Genomic DNA, 19,203 nt, shown 5'->3' on the forward strand with positions numbered 1-19,203 from the left:
GTTTCGCGAAAATGGCGTATATTGAGTTCAAACATCGATTGCTTGTATGGGTGTATGTGCCATACAATATGCAGCCGCGAAAGGCCACGCAAATGTCAGACGCTCACTATCATGCGACAGAGAATCCGATGAAGACGGGCATTCTCGGACGTTGCCCCCAGTGCCAGCAGGGGCATTTGTTCAATGGCTTCCTGAAACTTGCTCCGTCCTGCGAGGTCTGCGGTCTCGACTATTCCTTTGCCGATCCCGCCGACGGGCCCGCCTTCTTCGCCATGACGATCGTTGCTGTTCCAGCGATGCTTTTCGCGCTGTGGCTGCAGACGACCTACGAAGTATCAATCTGGCTGCATCTCATCACGACACTGCCGCTGACGCTGCTCGGCAGCCTGATCCTGTTGCGGCCGTTGAAGGGCTGGCTCGTCTGCTCGCAATATTTCCACAAGGCCGAAGAAGGCAAGCTTGTTCGCAAGGGTGACCTTTAACCTGCACGATCAGATGTTGGTGCCGCCGTCGACGGTCAGCGATGCGCCTGTGATGAAGCGACCTTCATCGCCCGAAAGAAAGGCGACCACCCCGGCAATATCCTGAGCCCTGCCGAAGCGCGGAATCGCCATGAGAGCGCGCTGGGCGTCGGCATGATCGCCGTCGGCCGGGTTCATGTCCGTATCGGTGGAGCCGGGCTGAACGATATTGACGGTAATCTCCTTCGGGCCAAGGTCACGCGCTAGCGCTTTCGTCAGGCCCGTCAGCGCAGCCTTGCTGGTCGCATAGATGCTGAGCCCCGTGAACGGTACACGCTCACCGAGATTGCTGCCGATCGACACGATACGTCCGCCGGCACTCATGAGGGCTGCGGCCGCTTTGGAGGCGACGAAGCTGGCACGGACATGGATGGACATGACGCGGTCGAACTCCGCAAGGCTCGCCGTTTCGATCTGGTCCACCGAGAAGACGCCGGCGCTGTTCACCAGGATATCGAGCCGACCAAAACGCGCGTGCGCTTCCTGGACAGCAGCCTCGACGGCGGCGGCGTCAAGATTGTCCGCCTTGATGGCGATTGCCTTGCGTCCGAGGGCCTCGATTGAATTGACCACAGCCTCGGCCTTCTGCGCGCTGCTGGTATAGGTAAGGGCGATATCGGCACCATCCTCAGCAAGTTTCAGAGCGATCGCAGCGCCGATGCCGCGGCTGCCACCGGTGACGAATGCGACTTTGTTGTCGAGACGAGACATGCAATCTTCCTTTATGTAATGATCGATACATAAATACCTAAGATGCTTGCGCACAACCGTCAAGCTATTTATATATTGATCACTACAGAAGGGTTCTGACGATGCCGCCACGCGGACGCCCGCGCTCATTCAATAGGGAAGAAGCCCTGGCTCGCGCCATGGAGCTATTCTGGTCGCGCGGCTACGAAGGCGCCTCCATGACCGACCTTACCGAGGTAATGGAGATCAACGCGCCTAGTCTCTACGCCGCCTTCGGCAGCAAGGCCGGATTGTTCGAGCAGGCGCTTGAACTCTACCAAAGAAATGTTGGGCTGGAGATCTGGGAGGCCTTGGAAGCGCCCACGGCTCGGGAAGGCTTTGCAAATTTTCTGCAAGAAACGGCGCTCGCCTATTCGCAGCCCGATCAGCCGCACGGCTGCCTTGTCGTTCTTGGCGCGCTTCACGGCGAACGCGGATCGGAACCGGCCTGCGCTCTTTTGAAGGAACAACGCCTCGGCAACGCTGTCAAACTGCGCGACCGGCTGCAACGCGCAATCAGCGAGGGCGAGCTACCGTCAAGCGTCGATAGCGATCAGATTGCCGAGTTCTACGCGACGGTCCAGCATGGCATGTCGATCACCGCCCGCGACGGCGCGTCGCGCGAGACGCTGATGCGCACCGCCCAGGCCGCCATGGCGGCCTGGGATTCGCTGATTGCCGGCGCTGGTTAGCACCTACGATGAGAAAACAGGGTCGAGCGTGACCTTGTAAAGCTCGACATCCTCACGGTCCATCAGGCGCACCGTGAGTTGCTGGCTGGCGCCCTCGATATCGACCAGCCCGAAGAACTGGAGGCCGGCCGAGGGCGGCACGTTCTGTCCTTGCTCGGAAGTCGGTGCTTTGATGAATTTTAGCTCGGGTCCAAAAGTCTGGTCGAGGTCGTTCGGTCCGAACGTTCCGGCATGGATAGGGCCCGAAATGAACTCCCAGAAAGGTGCGAAATCCTGGAACTGCGCCTTGTTCGGGTTATAGTAATGGGCGGCTGTGTAGTGCACGTCGGCCGTCAGCCAGACGGTGTTGTTGATGCCAGCGGTTTTGATGAAGCGCAGCAGATCGGCGATTTCGAGTTCGCGACCCTTGGCCGGGCCATTATCGCCATTGGCGACTGCCTCTGCGCCCTTCTTGTCCTTGGCATTGTCCCAGACGATAACGCCGAGCGGCATATCAGAAGCAATGACCTTCCACGTTGCTTTCGAATTGAGCAACTCGCGCTTGAGCCACCGCAGTTGACGTTCGCCGAGAATTGACGATTCCGGGGTAATCGCCTCTTCCATGTCGGGTCCGTTCGGGCCGCGATAGGAACGCAGGTCGAGGAAAAAGACGTCGAGCAACGGCCCGTAGGCAATCTTGCGATACACCCGGCCGGGCTCCGCAGGCGTATAGCGGATGGGCGTCATCTCGTGAAAGGCACGAGCCGCGCGCGCTGACAGCAGCGCGATAGATTTCTCCTTGTAGCGATCGTCTGCGGCAAGGTTCTTCGAGGACGACCAGTTGTTGGTCACCTCATGGTCGTCCCATTGAAAAAACGTCGGGCAAACCGTGTTCAGCGCCTGCACGTGATCGTCAAGCAGATTGTATTTCCATTGACCGCGATACTCGTCGAGCGTCTCGGCAACTTTCCGCTTGTCATCGGTGACGACGCGGTTCTTCCATTTGGTCCCATCCTTCAGATCGACTTCCTCGACGAGGGGCCCGTCGGCGTAGATTGTGTCACCCGAATGCAGGAAGAAGTCCGGCTGATGCTTGGCGATCGACGCATAGGTCTTCATGCCCGTCTCATCGATGCCCCAACCTTGACCGACCGTGTCTCCCGACCACGCAAAGCGAATGTTGCGCTTGGACATCGGCGCGGTCTTGAAACGGCCGACAATCGGTTCGGATACGCCGTTAAGATCGTTAAGATCGACTGCAGTGAGGCGGTAAAAAACTTCCTGGTCGGAAGCGAGATCGGTAAGGAGCTGCTTGGCGGCAAAGTCAGTATTGGGAAGTGCATTGAGCGGTGGCAGGCGGACAGAATCTGCAAAGCTTTCCGTCGTCGAAACTTCGATGTTGATCCGGGACGGGCGATCGGTTCGCGTCCAGATCATGCCCGTTGTGGAATCGACGTCACCGGACTGGACACCGTGCGTAAACACCGGGCGCGACGCGGCACGTGAAATTGCCGGACAGGAAAGGCCGGAAGCGGCGGTCAGGGCCAAAGCCCCGGAAGAGGTGAGAAAACTGCGGCGGGTGTAGGCAAATCGATTCGACATGAAACTGTTCCCTTGGCTTGCAATTGGCTGGCTAACCCGCCTCTTGTGCACCGGGATTGTTTCGGTTTTTTTGCAGGCGCGTGAAATTATCGCGGGCCAAAACGAAAACGGGCGGCCAGAGCCACCCGTTTCCAATAAGACTGCAGCGTGACAGCTTATTCGCTGGCAGCGGCTTCCTCTGCCGGAGCTTCGGCAGCGGCCTTGGCGGCTTCAGCTTCCGCAGCGGCCTTAGCCTTCGCATCTTCTTCAGCCTGCTTGGCAAGGGCAACGCGTTCCTGCGCCTTCTTGCCTGGAACAGCCTTTTCAGGGTTGCTGCGCGCGTCGCGCTTGGCGATACCGGCCTGATCGAGGAAACGCAGGACACGATCGGTCGGCTGTGCGCCATGGCCGATCCAATACTGGATGCGTTCTTCGTTCAGCTTGATGCGGTCGCCGTCCTTGGGGAGCATCGGGTTCCATGCGCCGACGTTCTCGATGAAGCGGCCGTCGCGCGGGGCGCGAACGTCAGCAACGACGACGTGGTAGTAAGGACGCTTCTTCGACCCTGCGCGGGCCAGACGGATTTTCAGTGACATTGTTATTCTCCTTAGGTGTTAGATGGGGCGCCGTTTTCCTCGGCGGCCGTTGTTTCGTGATGTCTGATCACTTCCTTGACGATGAAGTTCAGGAACTTCTCGGCAAAATCGGGGTCGAGATCGGCTTGCTGGGCGAGGGCACGCAGGCGTTCGACCTGCCGCCTCTCCCTGGCCGGATCGGCCGGAGCAAGACCGTTCTTTGCTTTCAGGACGCCGACTGCCTTGGTGCAGCGAAAGCGTTCGGCAAGCATGTGGATAAGCGCCGCATCGATGTTGTCGATGGAGGCGCGCAGATCAATGAGTTCCTTCGGGAGGGATGATGAGGACATGATTATCCTTTCTTCTTAGGAAGGCCGGGCAAACCACCACCAAGCCCTGGCAGGCGCGGCATTCCGCCCATGCCACCAAGTCCACCCGGCAAACCGCCGAGCCCGCCAGGCAGGCCGCCGCCCTTGCCGAAGCCGGCGGCTTCCGCCTGCTTCTGCAGGGCTTCGAGCTGTTTCGGGTCCATCTTGGAGAGGTCAGGCATGCCGCCCATCCCGCCAAGGCCCATCTTAGCACCGAGGCCGCCCATCATCTGTTTCATGATGCCGCCTTTGCCCTTGCCCCCCATGGCCTTCATCATGTCGGCCATCTGGCGGTGCATCTTCAAAAGCTTGTTGATGTCGGCGGCATTGGTCCCCGAACCCTTGGCGATGCGCTGCTTGCGCGAATGCTTGAGCATGTCGGGATTGCCGCGCTCGGCCGCTGTCATCGAAGAGATGATCGCAAGCTGGCGCTTGAAAATGGAATCGTCGAGGCCGGCGGCGGCCATCTGGTCCTTCATCTTGCCCATCCCGGGCATCATACCCATGATGCCGCCCATGCCGCCGAGCTTCTGCATCTGGCCGATCTGGTCGGCGAGATCGTTGAGGTCGAACTTGCCGGACTGCATCTTCTTGGCCATCGCCGCGGCTTTTTCCGCGTCGATGTTTTCAGCAGCCTTCTCGACCAGCGAAACGATGTCGCCCATGCCAAGGATGCGGTCGGCGATACGGCGTGGGTAGAATTCCTCCAGCGCGTCCATCTTTTCGCCGGTGGCGATCAGCTTGATCGGCTTGCCGGTGACGGCACGCATGGACAGTGCCGCGCCGCCGCGGCCATCGCCGTCCATGCGGGTAAGGACGAGCCCAGTGATGCCGACGCGCTCATCGAATGAACGGGCAAGGTTGACGGCGTCCTGACCGGTCAGCGCATCTGCGACGAGAAGAATTTCATGAGGACTGGCCTTTTTCTTGATGTCGGCCATTTCGACCATCAAGGGCTCGTCAATATGGGTGCGGCCCGCCGTGTCGAGGATCACGACATCGTGGCCACCAAGTTTTGCTGCCTGAACGGCGCGAGCGGCGATCTCAACCGGCGACTGGCCGGCGATGATCGGCAGCGTGTCTACGCCGGTCTGCACGCCAAGCTGGCGCAACTGTTCCTGAGCGGCCGGGCGGCGCGTATCGAGAGAGGCGAGCAGCACTTTCTTGCGCCCGCGCTCGGTCAGGCGCTTGCCGATCTTGCCGGTGGTCGTGGTCTTGCCCGAGCCTTGCAGACCGACCATCATGATGACGACAGGCGCTGGCGCATTGAGGTCGATGGAAACGCCTTCCTCGCCAAGCATGCTAACCAGCTCGTCATGGACGATCTTGACCACCATCTGGCCGGGCTTGATGCTTTTGAGGACTTCGGCGCCGACAGCTTTCGCACGCACCTTGTCGGTGAAGGAACGGACGACATCAAGCGCAACATCGGCTTCGAGAAGGGCCCGGCGCACTTCGCGCAAAGCCGCCGCGACGTCGGCTTCCGACAGCGCGCCGCGACCGGTCAGGCCGTTCAATATCGAACCTAGTCGTTCCTGTAAGCTCTCGAACATCCAGTTTTTCCTTCTTCCTTCCAGGGACCTGTTTCCGCGAAAGGTAGGCACAAACCGCGCCCTGGCCAATGGCTCAAAGCAAAAAGGCACCCGAGGGCGCATGGCGCTGTCGGGTGTTGACCTCCGGGATCGTCGAACCCTTGCGGGGTCCCGGTCGGCTGCTCGGAGTTCCAGACTCGTCGCGGATTGATGCGCGGCTTAAACAGGAATTCGCCCCGGGAGTCAAGGCTGCGAGCGTCAGGGACGGTTCACGCCCGCTTCTTGAGGCCGGCAGCCTTGCGCAAGGCATCGTCGATGCGGCCCTGCCAGCCGGGTCCGGTGGACCGGTAGTGGTCGAGGACATCGGGGCTGAGGCGGATCGAAACCGGCGTCTTGGTGACTTCCGCCACGGGCCTGCCGGGTCGGCGCTTTGTAAGTTCAGTGATGAGCGCGGTGTCAGGGTCTTCGGATGCCGCGTTTGTCAGCGCGGCGTCTTCCGCGGGTGAGATCTTTTTCAAGGCGGCTTCAATGCGTGCTCGATGCGCCGCGCGAACCTTTTCACTCATAGGCTTTTGCATATCTTCTGATCTCTGCGGTCGTGGATTTTCGCAACGAGATGATCCGGATCCACCCGTTGCGTTCGGTATATGTCATTGTGTGTAAAACCTCGCCAATGAACCCGATCGAAACTACTCTCTCTTCGCCGTAGTTTTCCCTATCGTCGATGAATTCTAGAGCCGAAGGAAATTCAAAACGCTCGCCTGCCCGAAACGAGACGCCATGTTTGCTTAAATTGCGCTTTGCCTTTTCAGGATCCCACTCAAATCTAGTCATGAAATCACTTCTGGTCAATGATTATCGTATATACAAAAATTATGATGGAAGCCTAATCGAAAACCTCGCAGACCACCAGTCGTAAGCCTTTCTCTCTAAGGATGGGCGGGGCGCCAGGGCTTGATGCATGCGCGAATGCCAATTCTCGGTTGTGGTCTCGATGTCATCATCACATTCGGAGCGGGCGATTTTTGCGAAATTGACAACGACTTTGATAAAATTGCGTCCTTTTAACCTTAAGGCGCGCGATTCTGCCGGATGACACGGTTGCAGAAAAATGGCAGATAGGGCCAACCACGATTCAACTTTTAAGGAGATCTTCATGGCATCTGTTGCCAAAAGCAGATTTTTTGCGGTCGCAACGGCCGGCCTCCTCTTGATGGCGGGCGCCGCGCAGGCCGCTCCCTCCTGCGGAAACAACTCCGCCGGATTTCAGGAATGGGTCCAGGCCTACAAGCAGCAAGCGCAGGCGCAAGGAATTGGCAGCAGGGGCATCAGTGCTCTCGATGGCGTTTCCTATGCGAGCAAGACCATCAATGCCGACCGCAACCAGAAGAGCTTCAAATATTCGCTCGACAAGTTCATGCAGGTGCGCGGCGGTCAGACAATTATTTCGCGTGGCCGCGCCCAGAAGGCGCAAAACGCCGCCTTGTTTGCCAGCATCGAGCGTCGGTTCGGCGTTCCCGCAGGCCCGTTGATCGCGATCTGGGGCATGGAGACCGGTTTCGGCAGCTTCATGGGTAACCAGAATACCCTTTCCGCTGTGACGACGCTTGCCTTCGACTGCCGCCGCCCGGAATATTTCCGCGAGCAGCTGAATGCTGCGTTGAAGCTGGTCGATCAGGGAACGCTCTCGTCCAATTCCGTCGGGGCCATGCACGGGGAGATCGGGCAGACCCAGTTCCTGCCGCTCAACGTCCTTCGCTACGGCGTGGACGGCGATGGCAACGGCCGCATCGACCTGCGATCCAAGGCGGATGCGCTGGCCTCGACAGCAAATTTCCTGCGCGGCCATGGCTGGCAGACAGGCGCTGGCTATCAGCCGGGGCAGGCTAATTTCGCCGCAATCCAGGGCTGGAACGCGGCGAGCGTCTATCAGCAGGCGATTGCAATCATCGGCGCGAAGATCGACGGCGAATAGCCGGCCCCGCATCAGACTAATTTCAAGGCCGGTGCCCATCGCGCCGGCCTTTGTCATTCGAACCCTTCGCAGGCCTCGCCGACCGAACTTTGCGCGCTTTCGATGATCTTCTCGCCGCGGAAACTGAAGATTTCGCGCATATAGGTAGAATTGCTCGGAAATTGATAGCAGACGAAGACGGTGACCGTCCCGTTGCCGGCGCTGGCGATACGGTGGCGCAGGGTCGCGCCGTGCACCGCGTTCTTCCATTCGTCGAGGCTTCCGAGAAACTCGTCCTTCGTCTGGATCGAGTCTATGTCTTCGAGGATCACCCTTGCATCGTCGGCTAGGAGCTTGTCGAACATGGCGTGATCGGCGGTTGCAAGGGCTGCATACCACTGTTCGACCAACTGTTCATGGCTATCTGCCGCGCGGCCAGCAAAACTCAGCGAAACGATGAAGGCGAAAGCAAGAACAAGCCGCGCCAACATCGCTCGGCCTATTCCAGGGTTGGCGCGCCGACCTCTTCAGGGTCGGGGCGAACGAAGTCGCCGGTTTCGGGATTCATGATCCAGAGCTCGCCCGTCGAAATATCGAACCATGCGCCGTGCAGCGTCAGCCGCCCCTTCTTCTCGAGAATGTCGATGCAGGGGAAACTGCGCAGATTTTGCAGGGAGTAACGGATCGAGATACGTTCCAGCGCGGTCTGGCGTTCCAGCGTCGTCATGAGCTCGTTGGCAGAAATGGCTTCGGCCGCCGGTGCGACCAGGCTCATCCATTTCCCAATGAAATCGCCGGGCGACAAGGGCTCGCTGGACGTATCGAGAGCCGCCTTGATGCCGCCACAGCGGCCATGGCCGAGGACGACGATGTTTTTGACCTTGAGGCTTTGCACTGCAAATTCAAGCGCGGCGGATGTTGAGTGATACTCGCCATCCGGTTCATACGGCGGCACCAGATTGGCGACATTGCGCACCACGAAGATCTCGCCCGGCGCGGTGTCAAAGATGATCTCAGGCGCTGAACGGGAGTCGCAGCAGGCGATGACGAGCGTCTCAGGGGTTTGACCTTTTTCGGCTAGCTGCCTGTAGCGCAACGTCTCATTCGCATAACGATGCGCCATGAAGTTGCGATAGCCGGTAAGAAGTTTATCGGGAAGCAGGGTCATGGCTTTGCTGTAGTCCTCATCATCGCGAAGATCAATTAGTCTTCAGGTGTAAGATCGCGGTTAAGCCCGGATGCCTTTGCTCGGATGCACCAGGCGGCGCATCTGCGTCATGGCCATTGGCGTCGATAGACTTGAGGCATCCGCTTCCAGCATCAATTCGTCAGCGCCGCGTTTGGCGGCGCGTGCCATGATCTCGAACACCGATGCGGTGGTTCGCTGCAAGACCTGCTCGGGTTCGAGCCCAGACAGCGTCCTTGCGAGGAAAAGCGCCGACGTCAGGTCGCCAAGGCCATTGGTCGGGCCGTTGACGAGGCGATGCTCGGCGAGCAGGGCCAGCGAATGGGTCACCAGCAGATTGCCGGTGCCGCCCGCGATCATTGGATGGGCCGAGGTGACGAGCATGGTGCCCGGCCCCGCATGCAGGGCCGCCTGCATGATCGCCTTGTTGTCAGGAAGATCCGCCCCCGCAAGCCATGCGAGTTCGAAACGGTTCGGCGTAGCGATATCGGCGAGCGGCATAAGCTCGTCGCGAATGGCCATCGCCGTCGCTTCGGGAACATAAAGGCCCTTCTCGTCGCCGATGACCGGATCGCAGAGATAGCGCACCGATTTCCTGCGTGCCTTGATCGTCTTTACCAGCCGCGCAACGCTCGCGGCTTGCGAAGCATGACCAAGATAGCCGGTCATGATGGCGCTGACCTCGTCGAGCCAAGGCGCGCGCTCGAGATCGGCAATGAGGTCGTGGAATTGTTGAGGCTCCGGCACGATGCGTTTGGCAGGTCCATGGCCGGGATGCCACGGAAGAATGACCGTAGGCACCGCCCAGACCGGATGGCCGAGGGTTTCCAGCGCAAAAACTGCGCCGCGATTGCCCACGGCGCCCCGGACGACGTGGCTCGAAATGACGATGACAGCGTTGGAGGAAACAGCAGAACCGGTCATTGAAAATACTCGTGCGAGGGAATTGGAAAGAAAGGGTCGGCGGCAGCGCCGAACGTCATCCCTTTCCGGATATCGAGACAATCAACCAAATAAACATTGCGATTAATACTAGCAATCCCAGCAAGCGGCCGATGCGCGTGCCCCAGACTTCGATCGGGTCGGCAGCGTCAGCATCCTGTGCAGAAAAATGGCGCTTCGCGCGGCCGACGATGGCGTTGCCATGAACCGCGGTCTCGCGCTCGATACGCTCAAGAATCCGTCTCGATTCAGTATCTGGCCGCCGATTGTCGTTCTGTTCGGGCATGAGGCATCCATTCGATTCCAAGGCAGATCAGCATAGCGCTTTGCCAGTTCCTTTTGCAGAAAAAAATGTCTAGGCTCGCATTGCTTCGTTTTGATGCCGCCGGCCCGTGTATCCGTATTTTGGGAGATGATTTTCGATGCAATATTTGCCTTCAGTCGCGATGCCTCGCCGTGCGCTCACCTTTCTCGCCGTGGCGCTTCTCCTGCCGCTGCTTTCGGCCTGTGGATTCAACGTCATCCCGACCAATGAGGAACGGGCGAAGGCTGCATGGAGCGAGGTGCTCAACCAATACCAGCGCCGTGCCGATCTCATTCCCAATCTGGTCGAGACCGTCAAGGGCTATGCGGCCCAGGAAAAGGATGTGCTGACCTCCGTCGTCGAGGCGCGCGCCAAGGCGACCCAGGTACAGGTTACACCGGAAACGCTGACAGATCCCAACGCCTTCAAGGCCTTCCAGGATAATCAGGCGAACCTGACCGGCGCCTTGTCGCGCCTACTGGCCGTCGTCGAAAACTATCCCGATTTGAAGTCGAACCAGAACTTTCTCGCCCTGCAATCGCAACTCGAGGGGACGGAAAACCGTATTGCCGTTGCCCGCCGCGACTATATCGAGGCCGTGCGTGTCTACAACACCTCGCTCAAGACCATGCCGACGATGATCTGGAGCTGGATCTGGTTCCGCGGCAACGAGCCTTACCAGACCTTCACGATCGACGACTCCGCAAAGCAGACGCCGCAGGTGAAGTTCTAGGCATCAGCCGGAAAGAAGGGCTTGTGTGATGTTTGCAGTCGCTGCTGCCACGCGCATATGCTCCCGGGAGTTGCGTGAGGTGAAACGTATTCGACCGGCGCTGCAGCTCTTTTGCGCGGCCATTCTCCTGGCATTTCTGTCGGTCGGCGCTTTTGCCGCCGAACTTCCGGCGCTGACCGGGCGCGTCGTCGATGGCGCCAACATCATCGACACTGCGACCCGCGCGGCAATTACGGAGAAGCTCGCGGCTTACGAGGCAAAGTCCTCCGACCAGGTTGTGGTCGTCACCGTGCCAAGTCTCGACGGGGAAGAGATCGAACCATATGCCAATCGGCTCTACCGCTCCTGGGCGATCGGACAAAAGCAGGAGAACAATGGTGTTCTTCTCGTCGTCGCCCCGAACGATCGCAAGGTGCGCATCGAAGTCGGATATGGACTTGAGGGCACGCTGACCGACCTTCTTTCCAAGCTGATCATCGAAAACGCGATCATACCCGGCTTTCGTTCAGGCGACTATTCCGGAGGCATCGCGCGCGGTGTCGATGACATGCTGACCGTGCTCTCCGGCGATAAGGCCGAGGTCGAGGCGCGGGCCAAGCGCAATATCAAGGAGCCGACGTCCGATATCGACTGGTTCTTTGTAATTTTCATAATTATCTGGGCGCTCATCTTTTTCGGCGGTTTCGCCACCGCTGTGCTTGCCCCGGCATTTGGTCGCAAGATCGGCCCCGGCCAATACGAATGGCTCGGCATGCGCTTCGACAATCATCCCCGCGGGCGATCGGGCGGTGGCTGGTCAGGCGGTGGGGGCGGTTGGACCGGAGGCGGTGGTGGCTGGTCGTCGGGCGGCGGCGGTGGCGGCGGTTTCTCCGGGGGTGGCGGTTCCTCCGGCGGCGGCGGCGCATCGGGGAGTTGGTAGGCCATGCGGGTAATGAACGAAGCCGATCATGGCGACATCGCTGCGGCAATTCGCGAGGCGGAGAGCCGCACAAGCGGCGAAATCTACGCAGTCTTGGCGCGGCGCAGCGACAGCTATTTCTTCGTTGCCGGCTTCATGGTCGCCTGCGGGATATTGTTCGCCGCTGTACTCGTCGCAGTCGCAGCCCATTGGTTCTGGTATGCGATTCCCCTGCCGGCTTTCGGCCTGGCAATCCTTTCGGCCCTTGTCACCGCCCTGCTGGTGTTGCGGCTACTGCCGGATCTCCACATGTGGCTCGTGCCGAAACATATTCGTTATCGCCGCGCCCACCTCAATGCCTCCCAGCAATTCCTGGCACGCAATGTTCACCTCACCACGCAGCGCACCGGCGTATTGCTGTTTGTTTCGCTGGCGGAACGATATGCGGAGGTGGTGGCCGACGCCGGCATCAACGCCAAGGTGGCGCAGCAGGAATGGAACGATATCGTTGCGATTCTGATCGACCATGCCGGCAGGGACGAATTGCCCGGCGGATTCCTCAAGGCCATCAAAAAGGCAGGCCTGCTCCTGGAAGAACATTTCCCGGTGAGGCCCGGCGACATCAACGAACTGGATGACCATCTGGTCGAATTGTAATTTTCTTGCGTGTCATACGATTTTCACCGCATCGGTGCAGTTTGGGGTCGAAAACGGCTTCCGAATGGCTATGATCATGCAAAATACGCAATGAGGGGGGAATTTTGATGGCTTCACAGACTGCATTGGACCGAAAGGCCGCCCCGAAGCCCAAATCACCCAAGGCCAAAGACAAGAAGATTGACGCTGGTCTGTTCGAAGAGTTGCTCTTTGCCCGAGCGCCAGACGAAGACCTTGCCGGCTACGATAGAAGCGCAATCCAGACTTCGGCGAAACTTGCCGAGGAGGCACTCTCTCGTTTCAAGAGCGGGCAGTCTATCATCGATGTGAGCGAGGGGTCGCTTGTCTATCGCGACGGTCGTCCGGTCACTGTGATCACGTTGATCAACGACAATATGCCTTTCCTGCTCGATTCCGTTCTTGGTGAAATAAGCGACAGGGCGAACGCTGTTTACCTCGTCATGCACCCGGTCATGGATGTCGATGCGAAGACAAACAAGGCGATTGGCCCGGCAGGACCCGACAAGCCAGGCAAGGATGTGGCGCGTGTCAGCGTCATGCAGATCCACGTGCCCGCGCTCGACGGACCTTCCCGCGAGATCATGCACGCAGCGCTCACGACTGTGCTGAAACAGGTGCGGGAGGCCGTACGCGACTGGAGGCCGATGCTCGACCGTCTCGGCGAAGCGATCGATGCCTACAAGACCGGGAAGCTGCCGATGAAAAAGGCGGCGATCGACGAGGCGGTCTCTTTCCTCGAATGGCTGCGTGACGACAATTTCACGTTCCTCGGCGTGCGCGAATACGACTACCTCGGTGATAATAACCAGGGCGAGCTCGAACGCTCCCGCAAGACAGGACTTGGCATCCTTGGCGACCCCGATGTCCGCGTGTTGAAGCGCGGCAATCAAGGCGTCACCACGACGCCGCAGATCATCGCCTTCCTTACCGGCCCCGAGCTTTTGATCGTTACCAAGGCGAACACGAAGTCGCTGGTGCATCGCCGCGGATATATGGACTATATCGGCGTCAAGACCTTCGATGCTGAGGGGCGGATCACCGGCGAGCTTCGCTTCGTCGGCCTCTTTACCTCCGGCGCCTATACGCGTTCGGTACTCAAAATCCCCTATCTGCGTTCAAAGACGGAAGCGGTCATCAGCCGCCTCGGGTTCAATCGCGAAGACCATTCGGGCAAGGCGCTGCTCAACGTTCTTGAAGGCTATCCGCGCGACGACCTGTTCCAGATCGACGTCAAGACGTTGACCCGTTACGCGGAGATCATCCTTGCGCTCGGCGAGCGGCCCCGCGTGCGGGTCCTGCCGCGTGTCGATCCCTTCGGCCGCTTTGCCTCGATCATCGTCTTCGTTCCGCGCGAACGTTATGATTCCGTGGTGCGCGAGAAGATGGGCGCTTACTTCGCCGCGCTCTATGAAGGGCATGTCTCGGCCTACTATCCCGCTTTCCCGGAAGGCAACCTTGCACGCGTCCACTTCATCATCGGTCATGCCGAGGACGATTTTCCAAAGGTCAAGCGTGAGATGCTGGAAGAAGGCGTCCGCGCCATCGTTCGTACCTGGGACGATGCCGTCGCCGAGGTCGGCGACCGTACGGGTACTTCGCAATATACTGCGCTGGCGGCAGCATTCCCCGATTCCTACCGTGAGAACTTTTCCGCGGATGAGGCGCTTGTCGATGCGAGCCGAATCGCCGGTCTCTCGCGCAGCAATCCGCTCTTCGTCGATTTCTACCGCCACCGCACCGACGGGCCCCATGCGGCATCGCTGAAGATCTATCATTATGGCTCGGCTGTTGCCCTGTCGCAGCGCGTACCGCTGCTCGAGAACATGGGCTTCCGCGTCATCAGCGAGCAGACATTCGCCTTGCCTGCGGCGGATGCCAGCCCGCTCTACGTTCACGACATGGAACTCGTCAGCACTTCGGGTGCGGCCATCGATCTGCGCGACAATGGCGCCCTGTTCGAGGACGTTTTCCGCAACATCTGGAGCGGCGCCTCCGACAATGACGGCTATAATGGACTGGCGCTGAGCGGCCAACTCACGGCGCGGCAGATCATTATCCTGCGCGCTTATGGGCGCTACCTGCAGCAGGCGGGCATCCCCTATTCGCAGGATTTCATCGCAATCACGCTCAATCGATACCCGGCAATCGCGCGTCAGCTTTACGATCTCTTCGAGCAACGGCTAAGCCCGGCCAAGGCCAAGGGCGCGCAATCGGAGCGTAAGGAGGCCGCGATCCGTGCGGCCATCGAGGAAAGCTTGCAAGGCGTTCCGAGCCTCGACGACGACCGGATTCTGCGCCGCTACCTCAATCTTATCGAATCGACGCTGCGCACCAATGCCTTTTCGCCAGAGGAGGATGGCAGCGAACGCGCCTCTCTCGCCTTCAAACTCGATCCGCGCGCACTCGACGAGTTGCCGGAGCCCCGTCCCTACCGCGAGATCTTCGTCTATGGGCCGGAAGTCGAAGGCGTGCATCTTCGCTTCGGGCCAGTTGCCCGCGGCGGACTTCGCTGGTCAGACCGCGCCCAGGATTACCGCACGGAAGTTTTGGGCCTCGTCAAGGCGCAGCAGGTCAAGAATGCCGTCATCGTGCCCGTTGGCGCCAAGGGCGGTTTCTATCCGAAGCGCCTGCCCACGGGCGGCGATCGCAACGCCATCTTCGAGGCCGGCCGCGCTGCTTACATCACGTTCATCTCGACGCTGCTCTCGGTCACTGACAATCTGAACGGCGAGACCGTCGTGCCGCCGGCCGACATGGTACGGCGCGATGGCGACGATCCTTATTTTGTCGTTGCCGCGGACAAAGGCACGGCGACATTCTCGGATACCGCAAATGCGATCAGCCAGGCGCATGATTTCTGGCTCGACGATGCCTTTGCCTCGGGTGGCTCTGCCGGCTACGACCATAAGAAGATGGGCATTACCGCGCGTGGCGCCTGGGAAGCGGTCAAGCGCCATTTCCGCGAAATCGGAACTGATATCCAGAAAACCCCGTTCACCGTGGTCGGCGTCGGCGACATGTCGGGCGACGTCTTTGGCAATGGCATGCTGCTGTCGCCGCAGACAAGGCTGATTGCCGCCTTCGACCATCGCGATATTTTCATCGATCCGGAGCCGGACATCAAGGCGACGCTCAAGGAGCGGCAGCGCCTGTTCAACCTGCCGCGGTCGAGCTGGCAGGATTTCGACAAGTCGAAAATATCGGCGGGCGGCGGCGTATTCTCGCGCTCGCTGAAGTCGATCACGCTGTCCAAGGAAGCCGCGAAGGCCATCGGCCTCGCCAAGACGACGGCAACGCCTTACGAGATCATGACCGCGATTCTCAAGGCACCGGTTGATCTCCTGTGGTTCGGCGGCATCGGCACCTATGTCCGCTCGATGGGAGAGAGCGATGCGGAAGTCGGCGACCGCGCCAATGACGCGATCCGTATCACCGGCAGCGATGTCAGGGCCAAGGTTATCGGCGAAGGCGCCAATCTCGGCGTCACGCAGAAGGGCCGCATCGAGTTTGGCCTGCTTGGCGGACGCTGCAATTCAGATGCGATCGACAATTCGGCCGGTGTAAACACCTCGGACGTGGAGGTGAATATCAAGATCGCCCTGGCGCAGGCCATGCGCGCCGGCAAGCTCAAGCGCGACCAGCGCGACAAGATCCTGGAATCGATGACAGCAGAGGTTGCAGACCTCGTCTTGCGCAACAACTATCTGCAGACCCTGGCTCTCTCGCTGGCACAGCGGCGCGGACTGGCCGATCTCGCCTATCAGGCCCGTTTCATCAGCGACCTCGAGACGCGAAAGCTTCTGAGCCGCAAGGTCGAGACCTTGCCCGATGACAAGGCCCTCGCCGAACGGCAGGTCGACGGCATACCTTTGACGCGCGCCGAACTCGGCGTCCTGCTTGCCTATGCGAAGATCGTGCTGTCCGACCAGTTGTTGGCAAGCACCCTGCCCGACGATCCTTATCTCGATCGCGAGCTGATGGATTATTTCCCGAAGCAGATGCAATCGGGATTTGCCGATGAGCTGCATACGCATCGCCTGCGGCGGGAAATCATCGCAACGCAGCTCGCAAACGACATCATCAATCTTGGCGGCCCGACCTTCGTTAGCCGGCTATCCGATCTTACAGGCCGTTCCGGTCCGGAGATCGTGCGCGCCTACGTCATTGTGCGTGACGGCTTCTCGCTCGACAGTGTCTTTGCCGCGATTGACGCCCTCGACAATGCCGTAGCAGGCGACACGCAGAACGGTTTCTACGCCAAGGTGGCGCAGATGCTGAACTGGACGACGGCATGGGTTCTACGCAATGGCACCGCAGGGGCCAATCTCGCGACCGCGATCGATGAGATCAAGAAGGCCCGTGACGCGCTGCAGCCCAGACTAGAGAAGCTGTTGCCAGCCTCCATGCTGGGGTTGATCCGCGACGACACCGCCAGCAATGCGGCGCTCGGCGCACCACCGGCGCTTGCCGCGCAATTGGCACGCCTGTCCGTCGCGCCCATCATTCCTGATATAGCTACGGTGGCGCAGCAGGCGAATATCGACATAGCCACTGCCGGCAAGGCCTATTTCGACATTTCCGAGGCCTTCCGTATCGGCCGTATCGAAGATGCCGCACGCGGGGTTTCCGTCGCCGACTACTATGACGGCCTGGCGCTTGCCCGCGCGACGGATCTGATCTCGCAGGCGCGGCGCGGTATTGCCGTGGCGGCGCTCAGCCAGCACGGCAAGAACGCTGATCCGGCCAAGGATTGGCTGACCAGCCGTGGCGCGGGTGTCGATGAAGTGCGCCAGCGCATGGCGAACATCGTGGAGAGCGGCGATTTGACCGTATCGCGGCTCGCCGTAGCTGCCGGCCTGCTTTCGGATTTGTCGTAGTAACCCCTTGCCCTCCCCCTTGTAGGGGAGCGGGCCGAAGGTCCGGAGGGGCATGCTTGAACTAATCCGGGCCTGGGATAAGCTTCCTCAAAATTCCCCCACTCCGCTGCTTCGCGGTGACCTCCCCAGAAGGGGAGGGAATTGCGGTCACGGCTACGAAATGCCTGGAGGCAAAATGGCGCCAGTCTCGATGAAGCCGGCTCTCGCCCCTTTCTGGGAAGGCTTCCGGCGGGACGGAGGGGCGTGCCAATGACCGCCTCCCCGCTGACAAGCAAAACCACTGCCTCGACCAAGTCCGGTATATGGGGGTGGATGCTGTTCGACTGGGCGGCGCAGCCGTTCTTCACGGTCGTCACCACCTTCATCTTCGGGCCGTATTTCGTCTCGCGCATGGCGAGCGATCCGGCAGTGGGGCAGGCGGCCTGGGGCTATGCCATCGCGGTATCCGGCCTGTTCATCGCCGTGCTGTCGCCTGTGCTCGGCTCGATCGCCGACGCGACCGGCAGGCGCAAGCCGTGGATCGCCTTTTTCGCCGTCATCAAGATCACCTGCCTCCTCATGCTATGGTTCGCAGCGCCGGGCTCGGGCCTGATCATGCCGCTCATCTTCTTTTCGCTCGCCTCGATTGCGGCGGAATTTTCGATCGTGTTCAACGATTCCATGATGCCGCGCCTCGTTGCGCCGAAGGACATCGGCCGTATCTCCAACATTGCATGGGGTCTCGGCTATCTCGGTGGCATGATCGCGCTGATCTTCGTCGTTGCCTTCATGGCCGGGTCGCCAGAAACGGGCAAGACCATGCTCGGCCTGCAACCGATTTTCGGGCTCGACCCCTCAGCCGGCGAGGGCGACCGCGCAACCGGACCGCTCGCTGCCTTGTGGTACCTCGTCTTCGTGCTGCCAATGTTCTTCTTCACGCCTGATGGCGCGCGCGGATTGCCCATCCGCCCCGCCATTGCCTCCGGGCTTGCGCGTTTGCGTTCGACCTTGGCCGAGGTGCGCCAGCGCACCGGCATTCTCCGCTTCCTGGTCGGGCGAATGATCTATCAGGACGGGGTGAATGCCCTCGTCGTGCTTGGCGGCGCCTTCGCCGCGACGATGTTCGGTTGGGCCACTGCCGAAATCGGCATTTTCGGCATCATCCTCAACGTCGTCGCCATCTTCGGCTGCCTTGCAGCAAGCAGGCTCGACACGATGCTCGGCTCGAAGACGGTTGTGGTGGTGTCGCTCATCGTCCTTGTGATCGCCACGATCGGGATTGTTTCGACCGGGCCTGGCTATACGCTCTTCGGTTTCATACCGCTTCCCGGCGCTGACAGCGGCGGCCTGTTCGGTACGCCTGCCGAGAAGGCCTATATCTGCTTCGGCCTCCTCATCGGTGTTGCGTTCGGCCCGGTCCAGGCTTCGTCGCGGTCATATATGGCGCGGAGTGTTTCAGTCGAAGAAGCCGGCCGCTATTTCGGCATCTATGCGCTCTCGGGTCGGGCGACGAGTTTCCTTGCACCCTTACTCGTGGCGACGGTTACCGCGTTAAGCGGGTCGCCGCGCCTTGGCATGGCGACCATCATCGTTTTCCTTCTGGGCGGATTGGCGATCCTCGTGCGCACGCCCTATCCGGCCGCGATACCCAGAGGTTCTTCTAACTAGATTTGCT

19 protein-coding genes are annotated in these 19,203 nt (G+C 60.1%); 8 read left to right on the forward strand and 11 right to left on the reverse strand.

Going from position 1 to position 19,203, the window contains the following annotated elements:
• Positions 1 to 92 precede the first annotated feature (92 nt).
• Positions 93 to 482 (forward strand): DUF983 domain-containing protein, encoded by a 390-nt coding sequence (locus tag GF108_RS04500; protein ID WP_027231046.1) that lies wholly within the window; start codon positions 93 to 95, stop codon positions 480 to 482.
• Between the two features lie 9 nt (positions 483 to 491).
• Here GF108_RS04500 and GF108_RS04505 read toward each other — a convergent pair whose 3' ends face one another.
• Positions 492 to 1,232 carry an SDR family oxidoreductase gene (locus tag GF108_RS04505; RefSeq protein WP_153667010.1) on the reverse strand — a complete coding sequence of 247 codons (741 nt, stop codon included), beginning with the start codon at positions 1,230 to 1,232 and terminating at the stop codon, positions 492 to 494.
• 101 nt (positions 1,233 to 1,333) lie between these two features.
• Between GF108_RS04505 and GF108_RS04510 the strand changes: the two genes are divergently transcribed.
• Positions 1,334 to 1,942, forward strand: a complete 609-nt coding sequence (locus tag GF108_RS04510) for a TetR/AcrR family transcriptional regulator (protein WP_153667011.1) — start codon at positions 1,334 to 1,336, stop codon at positions 1,940 to 1,942.
• Between the two features lie 3 nt (positions 1,943 to 1,945).
• Here the strand turns inward: GF108_RS04510 and GF108_RS04515 are convergent, their stop codons facing one another.
• From GF108_RS04515 to GF108_RS04540, 6 genes are all read right to left on the reverse strand, one after another.
• Entirely contained in the window at positions 1,946 to 3,523 is a 1,578-nt protein-coding gene (locus tag GF108_RS04515) for an alkaline phosphatase (protein ID WP_153667012.1), read from the reverse strand.
• Positions 3,524 to 3,678: 155 nt separating this feature from the next.
• The gene (gene rpsP, locus GF108_RS04520; protein ID WP_027231050.1) at positions 3,679 to 4,098 is read right to left on the reverse strand and encodes a 30S ribosomal protein S16; all 420 of its coding nucleotides are present in this window, start codon (positions 4,096 to 4,098) and stop codon (positions 3,679 to 3,681) included.
• An 11-nt stretch (positions 4,099 to 4,109) separates the two neighbouring features.
• Complete coding sequence (locus tag GF108_RS04525; protein ID WP_027231051.1) at positions 4,110 to 4,427, reverse strand: chorismate mutase; 318 nt, start codon at positions 4,425 to 4,427, stop codon at positions 4,110 to 4,112.
• 2 nt (positions 4,428 to 4,429) lie between these two features.
• The gene (gene ffh / locus GF108_RS04530) at positions 4,430 to 5,998 is read right to left on the reverse strand and encodes a signal recognition particle protein (RefSeq protein ID WP_153667013.1); all 1,569 of its coding nucleotides are present in this window, start codon (positions 5,996 to 5,998) and stop codon (positions 4,430 to 4,432) included.
• A gap of 248 nt (positions 5,999 to 6,246) precedes the next feature.
• Positions 6,247 to 6,543: a BrnA antitoxin family protein gene (locus GF108_RS04535; protein ID WP_210386054.1), complete on the reverse strand. Its 297-nt coding sequence runs from the start codon at positions 6,541 to 6,543 to the stop codon at positions 6,247 to 6,249.
• Positions 6,536 to 6,811, reverse strand: a complete 276-nt coding sequence (locus tag GF108_RS04540; protein ID WP_153667015.1) for a BrnT family toxin — start codon at positions 6,809 to 6,811, stop codon at positions 6,536 to 6,538. The genes GF108_RS04535 and GF108_RS04540 overlap by 8 nt, the downstream gene beginning before the upstream one ends.
• Before the next feature lie 322 nt (positions 6,812 to 7,133).
• Here GF108_RS04540 and GF108_RS04545 point away from each other — a divergent pair, with 322 nt between their 5' ends.
• Positions 7,134 to 7,952 carry a lytic transglycosylase domain-containing protein gene (locus GF108_RS04545; protein ID WP_153667016.1) on the forward strand — a complete coding sequence of 273 codons (819 nt, stop codon included), beginning with the start codon at positions 7,134 to 7,136 and terminating at the stop codon, positions 7,950 to 7,952.
• 53 nt (positions 7,953 to 8,005) lie between these two features.
• Here GF108_RS04545 and GF108_RS04550 read toward each other — a convergent pair whose 3' ends face one another.
• Genes GF108_RS04550 through GF108_RS04565 form a run of 4 tightly spaced genes read right to left on the reverse strand, consistent with a single transcriptional unit; the run spans position 8,006 to position 10,345 of the window.
• Entirely contained in the window at positions 8,006 to 8,422 is a 417-nt protein-coding gene (locus tag GF108_RS04550) for a DUF4440 domain-containing protein (protein ID WP_153667017.1), read from the reverse strand.
• 8 nt (positions 8,423 to 8,430) lie between these two features.
• Positions 8,431 to 9,099 (reverse strand): carbonic anhydrase, encoded by a 669-nt coding sequence (locus GF108_RS04555; RefSeq protein WP_153667018.1) that lies wholly within the window; start codon positions 9,097 to 9,099, stop codon positions 8,431 to 8,433.
• A gap of 60 nt (positions 9,100 to 9,159) precedes the next feature.
• Positions 9,160 to 10,041 carry a pyridoxal kinase PdxY gene (pdxY, locus tag GF108_RS04560; RefSeq protein ID WP_153667019.1) on the reverse strand — a complete coding sequence of 294 codons (882 nt, stop codon included), beginning with the start codon at positions 10,039 to 10,041 and terminating at the stop codon, positions 9,160 to 9,162.
• A 55-nt stretch (positions 10,042 to 10,096) separates the two neighbouring features.
• Positions 10,097 to 10,345, reverse strand: coding sequence for a hypothetical protein (locus tag GF108_RS04565; protein ID WP_027231059.1), 249 nt, complete (start codon positions 10,343 to 10,345; stop codon positions 10,097 to 10,099).
• A 136-nt stretch (positions 10,346 to 10,481) separates the two neighbouring features.
• Between GF108_RS04565 and GF108_RS04570 the strand changes: the two genes are divergently transcribed.
• From GF108_RS04570 to GF108_RS04590, 5 genes are all read left to right on the forward strand, one after another.
• Entirely contained in the window at positions 10,482 to 11,096 is a 615-nt protein-coding gene (locus GF108_RS04570; RefSeq protein WP_153667020.1) for a LemA family protein, read from the forward strand.
• Positions 11,097 to 11,175: 79 nt separating this feature from the next.
• Positions 11,176 to 12,015, forward strand: coding sequence for a YgcG family protein (locus tag GF108_RS04575; protein WP_370462075.1), 840 nt, complete (start codon positions 11,176 to 11,178; stop codon positions 12,013 to 12,015).
• A 3-nt stretch (positions 12,016 to 12,018) separates the two neighbouring features.
• Positions 12,019 to 12,651 (forward strand): TPM domain-containing protein, encoded by a 633-nt coding sequence (locus GF108_RS04580; RefSeq protein WP_153667022.1) that lies wholly within the window; start codon positions 12,019 to 12,021, stop codon positions 12,649 to 12,651.
• A 107-nt stretch (positions 12,652 to 12,758) separates the two neighbouring features.
• Entirely contained in the window at positions 12,759 to 17,549 is a 4,791-nt protein-coding gene (locus GF108_RS04585) for an NAD-glutamate dehydrogenase (protein ID WP_153667023.1), read from the forward strand.
• A 249-nt stretch (positions 17,550 to 17,798) separates the two neighbouring features.
• Positions 17,799 to 19,196, forward strand: a complete 1,398-nt coding sequence (locus GF108_RS04590; RefSeq protein WP_172982565.1) for an MFS transporter — start codon at positions 17,799 to 17,801, stop codon at positions 19,194 to 19,196.
• Positions 19,197 to 19,203 lie beyond the last annotated feature (7 nt).

The organism is Phyllobacterium sp. SYP-B3895, from assembly GCF_009647635.1.
GTDB lineage: Bacteria > Pseudomonadota > Alphaproteobacteria > Rhizobiales > Rhizobiaceae > Phyllobacterium > Phyllobacterium pellucidum.